General features: G+C 62.4%; 13 protein-coding genes and 2 pseudogenes. 5 read left to right on the forward strand and 10 right to left on the reverse strand.

Annotated features, from left to right (window positions below; genetic code table 11):
- Positions 1 to 16: 16 nt before the first annotated feature.
- A complete protein-coding gene (locus ACTG20_RS21480) occupies positions 17 to 847 on the reverse strand; it encodes an AraC family transcriptional regulator (RefSeq protein ID WP_194494699.1) in 831 nt (276 codons plus the stop codon).
- 101 nt (positions 848 to 948) lie between these two features.
- On the opposite strand from ACTG20_RS21480, the gene ACTG20_RS21485 reads away from it, so the two are divergent.
- Together ACTG20_RS21485 and ACTG20_RS21490 are read left to right on the forward strand one after the other, a co-directional pair.
- Positions 949 to 1,482: a carboxymuconolactone decarboxylase family protein gene (locus ACTG20_RS21485; RefSeq protein WP_043823097.1), complete on the forward strand. Its 534-nt coding sequence runs from the start codon at positions 949 to 951 to the stop codon at positions 1,480 to 1,482.
- 14 nt (positions 1,483 to 1,496) lie between these two features.
- Positions 1,497 to 1,937, forward strand: coding sequence for a DUF417 family protein (locus ACTG20_RS21490; RefSeq protein WP_005357613.1), 441 nt, complete (start codon positions 1,497 to 1,499; stop codon positions 1,935 to 1,937).
- A 40-nt stretch (positions 1,938 to 1,977) separates the two neighbouring features.
- On the opposite strand, the gene ACTG20_RS21495 is transcribed toward ACTG20_RS21490, so the two are convergent.
- The 3 genes from ACTG20_RS21495 to ACTG20_RS21505 all read right to left on the reverse strand — a co-directional run bounded on the left by ACTG20_RS21495 (position 1,978) and on the right by ACTG20_RS21505 (position 6,539).
- Positions 1,978 to 3,951: a DNA topoisomerase III gene (locus ACTG20_RS21495; protein WP_194494700.1), complete on the reverse strand. Its 1,974-nt coding sequence runs from the start codon at positions 3,949 to 3,951 to the stop codon at positions 1,978 to 1,980.
- A 67-nt stretch (positions 3,952 to 4,018) separates the two neighbouring features.
- Positions 4,019 to 4,516, reverse strand: a complete 498-nt coding sequence (locus ACTG20_RS21500) for a response regulator (RefSeq protein ID WP_005341867.1) — start codon at positions 4,514 to 4,516, stop codon at positions 4,019 to 4,021.
- 55 nt (positions 4,517 to 4,571) lie between these two features.
- Positions 4,572 to 6,539 (reverse strand): ATP-binding protein, encoded by a 1,968-nt coding sequence (locus tag ACTG20_RS21505; protein WP_439987400.1) that lies wholly within the window; start codon positions 6,537 to 6,539, stop codon positions 4,572 to 4,574.
- A gap of 276 nt (positions 6,540 to 6,815) precedes the next feature.
- On the opposite strand from ACTG20_RS21505, the gene ACTG20_RS21510 reads away from it, so the two are divergent.
- Together ACTG20_RS21510 and torA are read left to right on the forward strand one after the other, a co-directional pair.
- Entirely contained in the window at positions 6,816 to 7,946 is a 1,131-nt protein-coding gene (locus ACTG20_RS21510) for a NapC/NirT family cytochrome c (protein WP_005339847.1), read from the forward strand.
- A gap of 23 nt (positions 7,947 to 7,969) precedes the next feature.
- The gene (gene torA / locus ACTG20_RS21515; RefSeq protein ID WP_439987402.1) at positions 7,970 to 10,450 is read left to right on the forward strand and encodes a trimethylamine-N-oxide reductase TorA; all 2,481 of its coding nucleotides are present in this window, start codon (positions 7,970 to 7,972) and stop codon (positions 10,448 to 10,450) included.
- 85 nt (positions 10,451 to 10,535) lie between these two features.
- On the opposite strand, the gene ACTG20_RS21520 is transcribed toward torA, so the two are convergent.
- From ACTG20_RS21520 to ACTG20_RS21535, 4 genes are read right to left on the reverse strand one after another with little or no spacing between them, the layout of a single operon-like run.
- Complete coding sequence (locus tag ACTG20_RS21520; RefSeq protein WP_005339830.1) at positions 10,536 to 10,997, reverse strand: hypothetical protein; 462 nt, start codon at positions 10,995 to 10,997, stop codon at positions 10,536 to 10,538.
- A gap of 41 nt (positions 10,998 to 11,038) precedes the next feature.
- Positions 11,039 to 12,388, reverse strand: a complete 1,350-nt coding sequence (locus tag ACTG20_RS21525; RefSeq protein ID WP_021231455.1) for a sensor histidine kinase — start codon at positions 12,386 to 12,388, stop codon at positions 11,039 to 11,041.
- Entirely contained in the window at positions 12,385 to 13,041 is a 657-nt protein-coding gene (locus tag ACTG20_RS21530) for a response regulator transcription factor (RefSeq protein WP_005339826.1), read from the reverse strand. Before ACTG20_RS21530 ends, ACTG20_RS21525 begins: the two co-directional genes overlap by 4 nt.
- Positions 13,042 to 13,062: 21 nt before the next feature.
- On the reverse strand, positions 13,063 to 13,401 hold the full coding sequence (locus tag ACTG20_RS21535) for a PepSY domain-containing protein (RefSeq protein WP_194494704.1): 339 nt from the start codon (positions 13,399 to 13,401) through the stop codon (positions 13,063 to 13,065).
- Positions 13,402 to 13,464: 63 nt separating this feature from the next.
- On the opposite strand from ACTG20_RS21535, the gene ACTG20_RS21540 reads away from it, so the two are divergent.
- Positions 13,465 to 13,713, forward strand: coding sequence for a PepSY domain-containing protein (locus ACTG20_RS21540; RefSeq protein ID WP_041202391.1), 249 nt, complete (start codon positions 13,465 to 13,467; stop codon positions 13,711 to 13,713).
- Here ACTG20_RS21540 and ACTG20_RS21545 read toward each other — a convergent pair.
- Together ACTG20_RS21545 and msrP are read right to left on the reverse strand one after the other, a co-directional pair.
- Positions 13,710 to 14,263 (reverse strand): annotated as a pseudogene (locus ACTG20_RS21545) (protein-methionine-sulfoxide reductase heme-binding subunit MsrQ); the annotation flags it as partial. The gene ACTG20_RS21540 and the pseudogene ACTG20_RS21545 overlap by 4 nt on opposite strands.
- Positions 14,259 to 15,173: pseudogene (gene msrP / locus ACTG20_RS21550) on the reverse strand (protein-methionine-sulfoxide reductase catalytic subunit MsrP); the annotation flags it as partial. The pseudogenes msrP and ACTG20_RS21545, both read right to left, overlap by 5 nt.
- Positions 15,174 to 15,330: the final 157 nt, after the last annotated feature.

Consider the following 15,330-nt stretch of genomic DNA (forward strand, 5'->3'; position numbering starts at 1 on the left):
CTGGCTGCCCCGTTTTTTATTCGGCTTGTTGCTGCGCCTTGAGCCAGCGCCCCGGGCTCACCCCCAGCTCCCGCTCGAATGCCCGACCAAAGGCAACACTGCTGCTGTACCCCGCCCCCAGCGCCACCTGCACCATGGGCTCCCCCGCCAGCAGCTGCTGGCAGGCGCGCGCCATGCGCCAGCGGGTCAGATAACCCAGCGGCGCTTGACCAACCCGCTCCTGAAACCTCGCGGCAAAGCGGGCCCGCGACATGCCGGCCTCCCGCGCCAGCGTGGCCACCGTCCAGGGTTCATCCCCACGCTGATGCATCACCGAGATCGCCTTGGCCAACTGGGGATCGGAAATGCCTGCCAGCATCCCCTGCTGACACACCCCTTGCTCGACCAGATGACGCAGCAGCAGGATCAACAGTACCTCCAGCAAGCGGGAGATCAGCGGATCCTGCCCGTAGCGGGGGTGAAACGCCTCGTCAAACAGCTGACTCAGCACCGGCTTCAGGACAGGCAACTCACGTAGCGGCAGCACCAGCGAGCTCGGTAATGCCAGTTGCAACGGCGATGCGCCCCCCTTGCCGAATGCGACATTGGCGCACACCAAATCACAACCCCCCAGCGTTCTGGGTTCAAGCTTGTGAGGACGTCCCCGAGGGAACAGGATCAGGGTCGGCTCCTCGAGCAGCAAGCTGGTTCCCCCCTCTTCACGCAGCATGACGGCACCGCTGCGCAGCAGATGAAGATGTCCGCCACTCGGATACTCATCACTGGAGGAGTTCTGGCAAAGGTTGCCGGCGAAGAAGATCCTGGCTTCGGGGGAGGCATGAACCAACAGGGCAGAGAGCGGATCCATATTTGAGACGAATAATATTTATTTGCAGACGATGAGTGATAAACCGTATCACGAATGACGGCACACTGTCTCCCGTACCTTCACTACCACAGGAGAAGATCATGAGCCGTATCCAACCCGTATCCCAACCGCAACCCGCAGCCGCCCAGACCCTGGCCACCCTGCAACGCAATCTGGGTATGGTGCCCAACCTCTACGCCACCCTGGCCCACTCGCCAGCCCTGCTCAATGGCTTCCTGGCCTTTGCCGAGGCGCTTGGCAAGGGGCGTCTCACTGCCCCACAACGGGAGTTGCTGGCACTGGCCATAGGTCAAGCCAACGCCTGCCAATACTGTTTGTCTGCCCACACACTACTGGCGGGCAAGGCCGGATTCTCGGCCCAGGAGATCCGGGCAGCCCGGCTCGGCCAGGCCTCGGCTCCCCTTGATCACGCCCTGCTGCAACTGGCAACGGCACTGGTCAACCAGCGCGGGGTGATCAGTGACGAGCAGCTTGCTAGCGCCCGTGCCGCAGGCGTAGATGACGAGCTGCTGCTGGAGGTGCTCGGCCAGGTGGTGGTCAATACCCTGACCAACTATGGCAACCACCTGGCGGCGACCGAGATCGACTTCCCGCCCGTCACTCTGACCCCTTAAACAAGGAGCCCCCCATGCAGCAACATGACAAAGGCTTTCTGGTCGCCCTGGCGGGCGTGGTATTGACCCTGCTCTGGATCGGCGTCTTCAAGTTTACCCCGACAGAGGCAGCCGCCATCAAACCACTGGTAGCCAGCCACCCCTTGATGAGCTGGCTCTATGGCCCCCTGTCGGAACAGAGCGTATCGAACCTGATCGGGGTGGTCGAGATAGTGATCGCCATCGGGCTGGTCGTGGGTCTGTGGCAACCTCGCATCGGTTACTGGTGCAGCATGGGGGCTATCGTCACCTTCCTGGCGACGCTGAGCTTCCTGCTGACTCTGACAGGTGTCTGGAAGATGGTTGACGGCGTGCCAGTCACCGAGTTCTTCCTGTTCAAGGATCTGGTGTTTCTCGGTGTGGTGCTGCACTACCAGCACAGGATCCGTGCCAGCTTGTCCACTCAGGCAGCCTGACAACAATGCCTTTGGCGCCCGGGATGGGCGCCTTTTTTCGTTATGCCGCCCTGGTCTGGCGCTTGCTGGCCGTCTTGCGCGGTCGGGGCCCGCCAGTCGTGCTGGCCGCCGGACTCTTGCGCCTGGTAAAACGCCGCTTGCCGGCACCCGGCGCCTCCTTGGGCAGGGCGCTGAAGCTGGCGCCGGAGTCCTGCCGCGCCCCCTCGATCAGGCCGTTGAGCTGCTCGGTGAGCGGCCCCATAAACTGCTGGTAGCTGCCGTGGCGCTCGGCGATCTGGCCGAGGCTCTGCTCCCACAGCGCCGTCATATCCGGCGTGGTGGCAGTAGCAGGCAGCGCCTGCACCAGCGCCCGCCCGGTCGGGGTCGCCTTGATGCTCTTGCCCTGACGCACCAGAAAGCGGCGCTTGAACAGCAGGTCGATAATGCCTGCCCGGGTCGCTTCTGTGCCGAGACCATCGGTGTCGCGCAGGGTCTTGCGGATCTCGGGATCCTGCACATAGCGGGCGATGCCGGTCATGGCCGCCAGCAGGGTGGCATCGGTGAACGACTTGGGCGGCTGGGTCATTTTCTCCTGCAGTTCGCCCCGCTCGCAGAACAGTTGTTCGCCCTCCTTCAGCGCGGGTAGCGTGCCCGCCTTCTCTTCGTCGTCATCCTCCTCCACCCCGAGCAGCGCCTTCCAGCCCGCTTTGAGAATGCGCCGCGCCTTGGCCTGAAACAGACCACCGGCGATACGCAGCAGCACCTTGCTGTCGTTGTATTCGAACGGGGGATAGAACTGCAGCAGATACTGTCGGGCAATCAGGCCATAGAGCTTCGCCTCGTCGGCCCCCAGCGTGGCGGGGTTGCCCTGCTTTTCGGTGGGGATGATGGCGTGGTGGGCATCCACCTTGCTGTCGTTCCACGCCTTGCTGCGGATCTTGCCGTCCGCCTCGGCAACCGCCTTGGCCAGCGCAGGAGCAGTGGCAGCGATGGCGCCGCGCACCTGCTCGGCCCGCTTGAAGTGGTCGGTCGGCAGATAGCGGCTATCGGAGCGCGGGTAGGTGATGAGCTTGTGACGCTCGTAGAGGCTCTGGCAGATGTCGAGCACCCGCTTGGCATCCATGCCGAAGCGCTTGGCGGCATCGATCTGCAGGCTGGAGAGGTTGTAGGGCAGCGGCGCCGCCTGCTTGCGGGCCTGCTCCTCCACCGATTCAACCTGTGCGCTCTGGCCGTTGATCCGGCTCACCACCTTGTCGGCCAGCGCCCGGTTGAGCACCCGCCCCTCCTCATCCTGCCACGGTAGGCAGGCTTCCGATGGCAGCCACTTGGCGATGAAGCGCTCGTTGCTATCGGTCAGCAGATGGGCCAGCACCTCGTAGAAGGGTTTGGGGACGAAGGCCTCGATCTCGAGATCCCGCCGCACCACCAGCCCGAGCAGCGGGGTCTGCACCCGACCAACCGAGAGCAGCTCGCTGCAACCCGCCTTACGCCCGAGCAGGGTGTAGGCGCGGGTCATGTTGATACCGTAGAGCCAGTCGGCCCGACTGCGGGCCAGCGCCGAGACCGCCAGCGGCACGAACTCCTTGTTGTCTCTGAGCTTGTCGAGGGCGCGGCGCACCGCGGGCGGGTTGAGATCGCTGATGAGGCAGCGCTGCACCGGCTTGGATTTCGGGTAGCCGAGAAAGTCGATCACCTCATCCACCAGCAGTTGCCCTTCCCTGTCCGGGTCACCGGCGTTGACCACGCAGTCCGCCTGCTTGATCAGCCGCTTGATGACGGTGAGCTGGGTTTTGGTCTTGGGCTTGGCCACCAACTGCCACTGGGCGGGGATGATGGGGAGATGATCCATCCGCCACTGCTTGAAGGCGGCGTCATAGGCATCGGGCTCGGCCTGCTCCAGCAGATGGCCGATGCACCAGGTGACCACATCCCCCTGGGCTGTTTCGATAAAACCGTCGCCCTTCTTGTGGGGCTTGGGCAGGGCATCGGCAATGGCGCGGCCCAGCGTGGGCTTCTCGGCGATAAAGAGTCGCATCGGTGGCTACCTGCAATACTGTATATGCAGACAGTATACAACTGCCACCGCGAAAGCCCAACTGCCCCTATTCGTCAAACGGGTGATCGTGGATGGCGGCAAACAGCCGCGCCTGATTGAGCAGCGGCGCATAGTGGAAGGCATTTTCGCCATCTTCCGCCAGCAGGTAGTCGGTCAGCTGTTCGCGCACCGCCTCTTGCAGGGTCTCCAGCTTCCACGGCTTGGCAAGGTAGTAGTGCAACCCGCCGCGATTGACCGCTTCAACGGTGGCCTCCAGCCCGGCTTGTCCGGTCAGCAGCAATTTGCGGCTGGCCCGGGTGGAGGCTCGCCGGTTCAGCTCTACCAGAAAATCGACCCCCAGGGTTCCCGGCATGATGTGGTCACAAAGGATCAGCGCCAGCTTGTTGCCGTCGCGCTCCCACTCCTCCACCACCGCACGCGCCTCATCGACGCTCTCGGCGGCTTCCAGTTCGAAGTGGGAACGGAACGGGGCGAGATCGTGGATCACCGCATCCAGCACCTCCCGCTCATCGTCCACACAAAGGATCAGATAGTGTTTGTTCATTGCTCCTCCTTGGCGACATGGTTTGGCACGCCGCGCGATTGATGCTGGCCACGGCTCAGGCCGCATGCTCCTTGTTGTGATGAGGTTCGCCCCCGTAACCGGCCTGCCCCATGCCGTCCAGCGGCAGACAGACCCGCATCCGGGTGTAACGGCCCGGCTCGGAGGCCACCTCGATCCGGCCGTGGTGCTGCTGCACTATCTGCAGCGAAACGCTCAGACCAATCCCGAGGCCGAAATGTCCCTCCCGCTTGGTGGTGAAGTTGAGATCGAAGATCCGCTGCCACAGTTCGGGCTCGATGCCGCAACCGCTATCCTCGATCTCTACCATGACCCACTCGGGATCCAGCAATCCGGTGCGGATGGTGAGCCGCCCCGGGCCGCTCATGGCATCCAGACTGTTGGCGATCAGGTTGGTCCACACCTGTTGCAGGGCGATAGGGTGACAGCGCACCAGCGGCAACGGCTGGTACTCCTTGCAGAGCTCATGATGCTTGAGGCGGTTTTCGAAAATCATCAGGGTATCTTCCAGCCCCTCGTGCAGGTCTACCAGCGAGGGCTCGTCCCGATCCTGCCGGGCATACTGCTTGAGGCTCTTGACCAGATCGCCGATGCGACGGGCACACACCTCGATGTTGCGCAGGAAGCTGCCGGTCTGCTGGAACAGCTCCAGCCGGGAGAGCAGCGCCTCCCGCTCGTCGGCAGTGCGGCTGGCAAACCAGCGCTGCCAGTTAAGCTCGTCATCCAGATTCATCTGCACCGCCAGCCGCGCCTGCTGGCGATCACCAAAGCGCCCCTCTGCCTGCCGGGTCTTGTCACGGATCTCGCGGGTCGAGACCGGCTGGGAGGAGAGCGCCTGACAGAGGGTCTGGTTGCCCAGACCCTTGATGGGGGCAGGCAGTTCGAGATTGACCAGGTCAGGGATGGCGGCCCGCAGGGTCTCGCTGCCACGGATAATGGCCGCCACCGGGTTGTTCAGCTCGTGGGCTACACCGGCCACCAGCTGACCCAGCATCGCCATCTTTTCGCTCTCCACCAGCTGGGCGTGAGCAGCATCGAGGGAGTTGAGGGTCTGTTGCAGCCGCATCTCGGTGCGGATGCTGTTTTGCAGACGGCGGTTGAAGTGGCGCAGCAGCAGGTTGGTAAAGGAGGGGAGCAGTTCGCTGCGCGCCTGCATCACCCGGGAGAATTGCAGCTTGTCGAGCTTGATCACCTCGGCACCGGTCAGAGTCACCCCGGTGGTGAAGGCGGGTTCGCCAGTCACGAAGGACATTCCCCCCACCAGCGAGCCGGTACGGTAGTGCACCACCTCCTGATCGACCCCCTGCTCGTCCCGCTTGCGCAGCACCACCTCCCCCTTGGCGATAAACCAGAGGAAGCTGTTGGGCTCCCCCTCGCGGGTCAGCACATGGCCCGGACTGTAGTGGCGGCAGACCCGCTCCTCGTCATTACCCTCGAAAAACTGATAGAGGCCGTCGATCACCACCCGGGAGAGTTCTTCATCGCTGCAGTGGGTGTAATCCATAAAGCCCTGCCGATAGGCAGCCAACTGGCGATCGACGTGGGCTCGCAGCAGCTTCTGGTTGTCGAGCACGGCGGCATAGCTCAGCAGATCCGCATCGGGACGTTGCAATACAAAGTGGCTCGCCTGCTCGATCACCGCCCGGCGCAGGCTGCCATCGCGCCAGGGGCGTTGCAGGTAGTAGTCGAGACGACCGAGGTTCACCGCCTCGATGATCGATTTCATTTCCGGCTGGCTGCCCAGCAGGATCTTGCGGCACGCCTCGTGACGACTGCCGAGGCGGATCAGAAAATCGGCCCCTCGCCCATCCCCCAGCTCGCTGTCACACACCACTACGGCGGGTGGCTGCCCCTTGCTATCCAGCTCGTCCAAGGCCAGCTCAGCCGACCCCTGACCGACCACCACCACCAGCGCGAAATGGCCGAGCAGCGGAGCCAACTCCTGTTCGAATTCGGCCAGCAGTTGCACGTTGGCGGCGACACACAGCAGCGAGAAAGGGCTCATCAGCGACACTCCGTTGAGGCTCACTGCTCACTATATCAGCGAATCTTGTGGGGTTTTGCGAGGGGGCTAACAGCTGTCGCGGAAAGTGCACAAATAGATAAAACAGAAAAAGAATGAATTTAATTCGATAATCAAATCAATAACAAAACAAAAGACAAAATGTGACAACAATCAAAAATATAAACCATGATGGAGGTCAACGCCTTATCCCTGTCATTACTACTACTATTGGACTAGTACTATGTAGGTAATTATTGACCGTAGGAAAACGCCGCCATGATTGGAAAACTGATAAGAAAAACCTGGTTCTGGCTCCTGCTGCTCGGGGCCCTGCTGGGTGTCGCGGCACTGGGTGTCACCGTGACAGTGCTGCACAAGACCAGCTCCACCGAATTCTGCGTCTCCTGCCACTCCATGCAGACTCCGCTCGCCGAGTATCAGGGCAGTGTCCACTTCCAGAACACCAAGGGGATCCGCGCCGAGTGCGCCGACTGCCACATCCCGGGCGACCCCACCTCCTACCTGTGGACCAAGATCCGTGCCGTGAAGGATATCTATCACGAGGCGATCGGCACGCTGGATACCCCGGAAAAGTATGAAGCCCACAAGCTGCGGATGGCCCAGTCCGTCTGGGACGAGCTGAAAGCCAACGACTCCGCTACCTGCCGCAGCTGCCACAGCTACGAGGCGATGGACATTCTGGCCCAGCGCCCCAATGCCCGTGCCGAGCACCCGGTCGCCATCAAGGAAGGCCAGACCTGTATCGACTGCCACCGCGGTGTCGCCCACATCATGCCTGACATGAGCGGCCTGGCTGCCGCCGGTGCCAGCGAGCTGGCGCAGGCTGCGGCCCAGACCCCGGCCAACGTCACCACCCGTTACGCCATCGCCACCACCCCGCTGTTCCTCGATGCCGCCGCCAAGACCGACGAAGGAACCCTGATGCCTTCGACCAAGGTGGAAGTGCTAGCCAACGAAAACGGCCGCGCCAAGGTGCAGATCGAAGGCTGGCAACAGGATGGTGTGAGCGAAGTGTTCTACGCCGCACCGGGCAAACGGATCCTCAGCGTACTGGTCGGCGATGCCGCCAAGAAAGCGCTGGTCACCGGCCAGAGCGAAACCGACAGCGCCACCAACCTCACCTGGCATCAGGTCAAGCTGACCGCCTGGGTCGACCAGAGCCAGCTTATCGGCGATCAGGGCAAGCTGTGGCAATACGCCTCCACCCTGATGTCCAACAACTGCACCGGCTGCCACGGCCTCACCGCGCTGGATCACTTTAATGCCAACCAGTGGATCGGCGTCATCAAGGGGATGGAATCTCGTACCTCCCTGACCCCGGAACAGGCTCGCATGTTGACCCAGTATGTCCAGAAACACGCCAGTGACATGAGCGCGGCCCACTAAGGCTGGCACAGAGGAAAACCGTTATGACTTTTTTCAATGACAAGAAGACCAATCTGTCCCGCCGCAACCTGCTCAAGGGGCTCGGCGCCTGCGCAGCCCTGCCCCTGCTCGGCGGCATTTTTCCCAAGAGTGCGCTGGCGCAAGCCATCAGCACCGCATTGAGTCAGTTCCCGACCCTGGTGCCCGCCCAGAAGGGCATTCTGACCGGCGCCCACTGGGGTGCTTTCGAGGCGATCGTCGAAGATGGCCGCATGGTGCGCGTTCAGCCGGTGGCCGATGATCCGGCGCCAAACGATCTCATCGACATGGCGCCGTTCCAGGTGCACGCCAAGAACCGCATCAAATACCCCATGGTACGCAAGAGTTGGCTGGAGCACGGCCCGGGCGCCAAACCCGAGCTACGCGGTGCCGACGAGTGGGTGCGAGTGAGCTGGGACAAGGCGATCGAACTGGTGGCCGGCGAGATCCAGCGCGTGCAGAGTGACTTCGGTCCGCAGGCGATCCACGCCGGTTCCTATGGCTGGAAGAGCGTCGGCATGTTCCACAACAGCCGTACCCTGCTGCACCGCCTGATGAACCTCTCCGGCGGTTTCACCGGTTATGCCGGTGACTACTCCACCGGTGCGGCTCAGGTGATCATGTCCCATGTGATGGGCTCCATCGAGGTGTACGAGCAGCAGACCGCCTGGCCCAACGTGGTGGAGAACGCCGAACTGGTGGTGCTGTGGGGGGTCAACGCTCAGGTCACCCTGAAGAACAGCTGGAACATACCGGACCACGAAGGTCAGGCCGGTTTCATGGCGCTGAAAGAGAAGGGCACCCGCGTCATCAGCATCGATCCCATCTACAACGAGACCGCCAAGCTGGTCGGCGCCGAGTGGATTGCCCCGAACGCCTACACCGACGTGGCCATGATGCTGGGTGTGGCCCACACCCTCTACAGCGAGAAGAAGCACGATCAGGCTTTCCTCGATCGCTATACCGTCGGCTTCGACAAGTTCCTGAACTACCTGCTCGGCAAGGATGACGGCCAACCGAAGAGCGCCGAATGGGCGAGCACAGTCTGCGGCGTCGATGCCAAGGTGATCCGCCAGCTGGCTCTCGACATGGCCGCCAAGCGCACCATGATCATGGCCGGTTGGGGGATGCAGCGTCAGCAGCACGGCGAACAGCCGAACTGGATGCTGGTCACTCTGGCCTCCATGCTGGGCCAGATCGGCCTGCCGGGCGGCGGCTACGGCTTCAGCTACCACTACTCCTCCGGTGGCAGCCCCACCGCCAAGGGCGGCATTCTGGCGGGTATCTCCGCCGGCAACGCGCCGAAGAACAGCCCGGCACCGATCCCGGTGGCCCGCATCGCCGACTGTCTCGCCAACCCGGGCAAGACCATCGACTTCAACGGCCGCAAGGTGACCTATCCGGACATCAAGCTGGTCTACGTGGCGGGCGGCAACCCCTTCCACCACCATCAGGACACCAACAACCTGCTGCAAGCGTGGCGCAAGCCGCAGACCGTGATCGTTCACGAGCCCTACTGGACCGCCACCGCCAAACACGCCGATATCGTGCTGCCGGTCACCACCAGCTACGAGCGCAATGATCTGGAGATGGGCGGCGACTACTCCCAGCGCTATGTGTTCCCGATGCACCAGTGCGTCCCGCCCCAGTTTGAAGCCCGCAACGACTTCGACATCTTCAGCGCCATCGCCGCCAAGCTGGGCGTGCAGGAGCAGTACACCGAAGGGAAGGACGAGATGCTGTGGCTCAAGCAGATGTATGACGGCATGGCGGCGCAGGCCCGCGGCGCCCGCGTCGCGCTGCCGCCGTTCAACATGTTCTGGGAATCCAACAATTACATCCGCTTCCCGATCCCCGAGGCCAACCGGCAGTGGATCCGTCACGCCGATTTTCGCGAGAATCCGCTGCTCAATCCGCTCGGCACCCCGTCCGGCAAGATCGAGATCTTCTCCAACACGGTAGCCGGGATGGGTTATGCCGACTGCGCCGGTCATCCCAAGTGGTATGAGCCCAAGGAGTGGGTGCAGAGCGAGGTGGCGGCGCGCTATCCGCTGTCGCTCAACACTTCGCATCCGACCCAGCGGCTGCACTCCCAGCTCGACAACACCCCGCTGCGGGACAAGTTCGCCATCGCCGACCGCGAAGCAATCATGATCCATCCCGCCGACGCCAAGGCTCGTGGCATCGCCCAGGGGGATCTGGTGCGCGCCTTCAACGAACGCGGCCAGATCCTGGTGGGCGCCCTGCTCTCCGAAGATGTGCGCCAAGGGGTGGTGCGGATCTGCGAAGGGGCCTGGTATGACCCGGCCAAGCCGGGCGAAGCGGGCAGCATCTGCAAGAACGGCAACGTCAACTGCCTCACCTTCGACGAGGGCTCGTCCAATCTGGCGCAGGGCAACTGCGGCCACATGGCCCAGCTGCAGATCGAGAAGTACACAGGCCCGGTGCTGGCCAACACCGCCCACGCGGTACCGGCCAACGGCTAAGGCGATTACCACCCAATAAAAACGGCGCCATCAAGGCGCCGTTTCTTTATCCGTCTGCCAAAGCTCAGGCATGGTCGGAACGGGTTTAGAACTCCCCTTCCTCCATATACTCCTGCGCGCATTCAACCAGCTGCGGCCACAGCTCTTCCGGCACCCAGGCGTCCGGGTCATCTTCATCCCCGTCGTACTGGCTCCAGAAATAGCGACGCAGGCCGGAGGCAAACTCGTCGCTGATCTCGGCCAGCTCCGAGAGCGGCCCCAACCAGGCGATGCGGCGCAGGCCGGAGGCGAGATCGTTGATGGCATCCATCAGGGTGCGATCGTCGAAGCTCTGCTCCACCAGCAGGGTGAAGCGCTCGCGCGCCTGCTCGGTCTGCTCTTCATCCAGCTCGCCCACATCGGCCAGCAGGTCGACAAAATCTTCCAGAAGGAACGCGATCAGGCCATCCCTGTCTTCAAACCACTGGATCTGGGCGCCCTTGACCCCCAGCACAGAGGCATCAAACGAATCGTCAAGGTGACACAGTGCCCACGGATCGTCGGTCATGCTTCTCTTCCTCAGGCTAAAACAAATGCCATATGTTATGCCTAGCTCTCGACTCTTGCCACCTTGGGCAACGAGAGTGAGGCGGCCAGACCTCCCAGTTCGGCGCGGCCCATGATGAAACTGCCCCGATAGGCTTCCGCCAGATCGGAGACGATGTTGAGACCCAGGCCCGAGCCCGGCACCTTCTCGTCGAGCCGCACCCCGCGCAGCACCGCCTTGGCGATCTGATCTTCGCTCATGCCGGGGCCGTCATCCTCGATACGCAAGGTGATCCAGCCCCCCAGCTCGGCGCTGGAGATGCGCAGCTCGCTGGCAGACCACTTGAAGGCATTCTCCAGCAGGTTGCCTACCATCTCGTCGAAATCCTGCTCTTCCACCCCGACCGCCAGATTGGCGGGCACCTGCAGATCCACCGTTTTGCCCGGATAGAGGCGGGAGAAGGCGCGGCAGATATACTCCACCCGCGCCCGCACCGGGGTCGAGACCCCGAGGATCTTGGCGGCACCGGTCACCCGTGCCTTGCCGAGGTGGTAGTCGATATGGCGCTGGATCTGGTCGAGCTGCTCGCCGATGGAGGCCTGATCCTCCGGCGACAATTGAGCCACCTGATTGCGCATGATGCTGAGCGGCGTCTTGAGGGCGTGGGCCAGATTGCCGGTGTGGGAGCGCGCCCGCTGCAGCAGCTCGCCGTAGTGGTGCAGCAGCCGGTTGATATCCTCCACCAGCGGCTGGATCTCCAGCGGATAGCGCAGCCGGAACCCCTCCTGATGGCCCTCGTGAACCCGCCCCAGTTCACGGCGCAGCAGGTGCAGCGGCCGCAAACCGTAGACGATCTGGAACATGAAGCCGAGCACCAGACCGGCGGCAGCAAAGCCGAGACCGAGGAACAGGCTGATGCGGGTCTTGTTGAGGGTCTGGGTCAGGGCGCTACTGTCCTTGGCCATCACCAGAGTGAACACCCGATCCGAACCGGGCAGCAGCACGGTGCGGGTCATGATCAGCAGCGGCTCCTTGTTGGGCCCCTTGCCGACGAAGAGGTCGGGATCGCCAAACGCCGACTTGAGGCCATCGCTCTTCAGGTTGGTATCCCATAGGGAACGGGAGCGCCCCACCACATCGCGGCCCAATTCCAGCTGCCAATAGTAGCCGGAGTAGGGTTGATTGAAGCGCGGATCGGAGAGGGAGCCGGTGACCACCGGCAGGCCGGTTTTGGCCACTTCCAGCCGGGAGAGCAGATCATAAAGCTGCAGGCGCAGGCCGTCGGCCTCCGCCTCCTGCCAGTAGTTGCGCATCATGGTCTGCAGACTGAAACCGGTGGCGAACAGAAACAGCCCGCACCACACCAGCGCGATGGCGACCAGTCGCCCCCGCAGGGTTCTGACCAGCCTCATTCGTTGATCCGGTACCCGAGGCCGCGCACTGTTTCAATCAGATCGGGGTTGGTTTTCTTGCGGATCCGGCCGATGAACACCTCCACGGTATTGGAGTCGCGGTCGAAATCCTGAGCATAGATGTGGTCGATCAGCTCGCTACGCGACACCACCTTGCCCCTGTGCTGCATCAGGTAACCCAGCACCCTGAACTCGTGGGCGGTCAGTTTGATGGGAGTCCCTTCGTACCACACCTGGGACGCCGCCATGTCGAGCCGCACTCCACCAATCTCCAGAATGGAGCTGGCGTTGCCTGCCGCCCGGCGCACCAGCGCATGGACTCGCGCCACCAGCTCGGCCACCTGGAACGGCTTGGTAAGGTAGTCATCGGCACCGGCGTTGAGCCCCTCGATTTTCTCGTGCAGCTGGCCACGGGCGGTCAGCACCAGTACAGGGGTATCGATCCCCTTGCTACGCCACTCTTTCAGCACGCTCAGGCCATCGCGCCCCGGCAGGCCGAGGTCGAGAATGATGGCGTCATAGGGTTCGGTCTCACCGAGGAAACCGGCCTCGTTGCCATCGTGGCAGAGGTCGGTGACAAAGCCGGAGAGGCGCAGCTGTTCGGCCAGCTGGCCAGCCAGAATTTTTTCGTCTTCAACAATCAGAATTCGCATGAACAGGCTTCCACACAGGGGTTATTCATCATCCTCGACCGGGGGCTTTGGCGGTTCGAACAACCGCTCCAGATGGTGGCCCTTGGCCCACACCAGCTCAAGGTTGTCGGCCCGATAGGCTACCTTGATCACGCTATTCTCCCGATCGATGACTCGCAGTTCATAGAGCCAGATACCATCCTCTTCCCCCAGATCCACCCGCAACACCCGCACCGGCAATCTGGCCGCCACCTCCATCATTTCATGGAAGGGCCGAACCCGTCCCTCATGGACAGCTTGCTGCAGCATGGCTTCATCAGGCGTGACCGCCTGTGCCAGCACCGGCAGCAATAACCCAAGCAGAGGGAGCGCTCTATTCATGGATGATTCATCTCCAAAAACCTAACATAATGGCGTTTATAGTCTGCCAGCCATGAATCCGGAATGAATATGATCCCGCGCAGTTTCCTGCTGATCCTTTGCCTGTTGAGTGCCACAAGCTGGGCGGCCCAGAGCCGTCTCGACATGGCCGGGCTGGTCAAACTGTTGCTGGCGCAAGGGTATCACGACATTCGGGAAGTGGAGCTGGAAGGGGACAAATTCGAGGTCAAAACCCTCAATCGCCAGGATCAGAAGGTGCATCTCATCGTCGATGCCTACACTGGCGAGATCAAACAACGAGAGGCCGATTAGGCCTCTTTTGCATTCCAGCGCCCCCGCATGGGGCGCAGCAGCTTCTCCCGCCTAGGCCAGAGCAGGGCGCATGCCAGCAGCAGGTAGATGAGGGGCTCCCCCCAACCACTCTTGAGCGACCACCAGTAATGCACCGGCACCAGCAAGGCGATGGCATAGACCCAGTTGTGCAGCTTCTGCCATGCGGCGCCCATGCGGCGCTGCAATGCGGGCAGCGAAGTGATGCTGAGGGCGGCCAGCAGCAGCAATGCCACCATCCCCACCACGATATAGCTGCGCTTGACCAGCTCGCCGCCAATCAGGCCCCAGTCAAACTGCAGATCCAGCCCCAGCCACGCCATGAAGTGGAGCAGCGCCCAGGTAAAACACCAGAGCCCGAGGGGGCGGCGCAGCTTGATGAGCTGCCCCTGCCGCCAGCGCTTGGCCAGCGGCGAGACCAGCAGGGTGAGCAGCAGCAGATTGAGCGCCCCCTTGCCAAGGTAGTGGATAAGCTCGGGCACCGGATCCCCCCCAGCAGACCAGCCGGAATGGCAAAAACCAGCCAGAGCACCAAATACTCCACCCTCGCCAATAAAGCGCTCGCTGGCCTGACTCCAGCGCGGGTGATCCACCTGCGGATTGACGTTGGCGTAGAAGCCATATTCGTTAGGAGCCAGCAGGTTCCAGGTGGTCGGCGGCATCTCCTCCACCAGCCGGATCGAGACGATGCTCTTGATGCTCTTGAAGCCGTACTTCCACGGCACCACCAGCCGGATCGGCGCGCCATTCTGGGCGGGCAGGGTCTTGCCATAGAGCCCCATCGCAAGGAAAGAGAGAGGGTGCATCGCCTCGTCGATACGCAGCCCTTCGACGTAGGGATACTCTATACCGCCCCCCAGACTGGAGGCCTGACCCGGCAGCTGTTTCGGATCAAACAGGGTTTCGAAGGCAACAAACTTGGCGCGACTGGTGGGCTCGGCACGGCGGATGATCTCTGCCAGCGAGATGCCGTTCCAGGGCAGTACCATGGACCAGGCTTCAACGCAGCGCAGTCGGTAGATCCGCTCCTCCAGCTCGCTCTTGTTGATGAGGTCCCACACATCGAGGGTAAAAGGCTTGGCCACCTCCCCCTCCACCTTGAGGGTCCAGGGTTCTGGCTTGAGGTAATGGCCGTTGCGAGCCGGGTCGGACTTGTCGGTGCCGAGCTCATAGAAGTTGTTGTAACTGGTGGCCTTCTCTTCCGGTGTCAGCACCAGATTGGCCGGGCGGTCGGCAGGCTTGCTGTTAAGCGGCCTGGTGGCTAATTGGGGAGCATCCTCTTTACCGCGCAGCAGGTCGAGCACTCCGGCCTGAGTGGGAAACGCCAGAGTAGCCACGCCCAGACCCAGCCCTTTGAGAATAAGGCGGCGGTCCTGATAGACGGCTTCCGGGGTGACATCCTGTTCGGTGAGGGGGTGGGCGGTACGACGCTTGATCAACATGAAAAACTCCCGGGGCTGAGTGAGGCACTATGGATAAGACCCGCCCCGGCAGATTTTTATTTCACACAAATTTACATCATGTGGTGCAGGGGCAGTGCCTTGGCCATGGTGCCGACCAGAGAAACAGGACTACGAACACCAGCAGGGGAACGATCAC

Origin of the sequence: Aeromonas sp. 84A (assembly GCF_051919345.1) — a bacterium.
In the GTDB taxonomy this organism is placed as follows: Bacteria; Pseudomonadota; Gammaproteobacteria; order Enterobacterales; family Aeromonadaceae; genus Aeromonas; species Aeromonas veronii.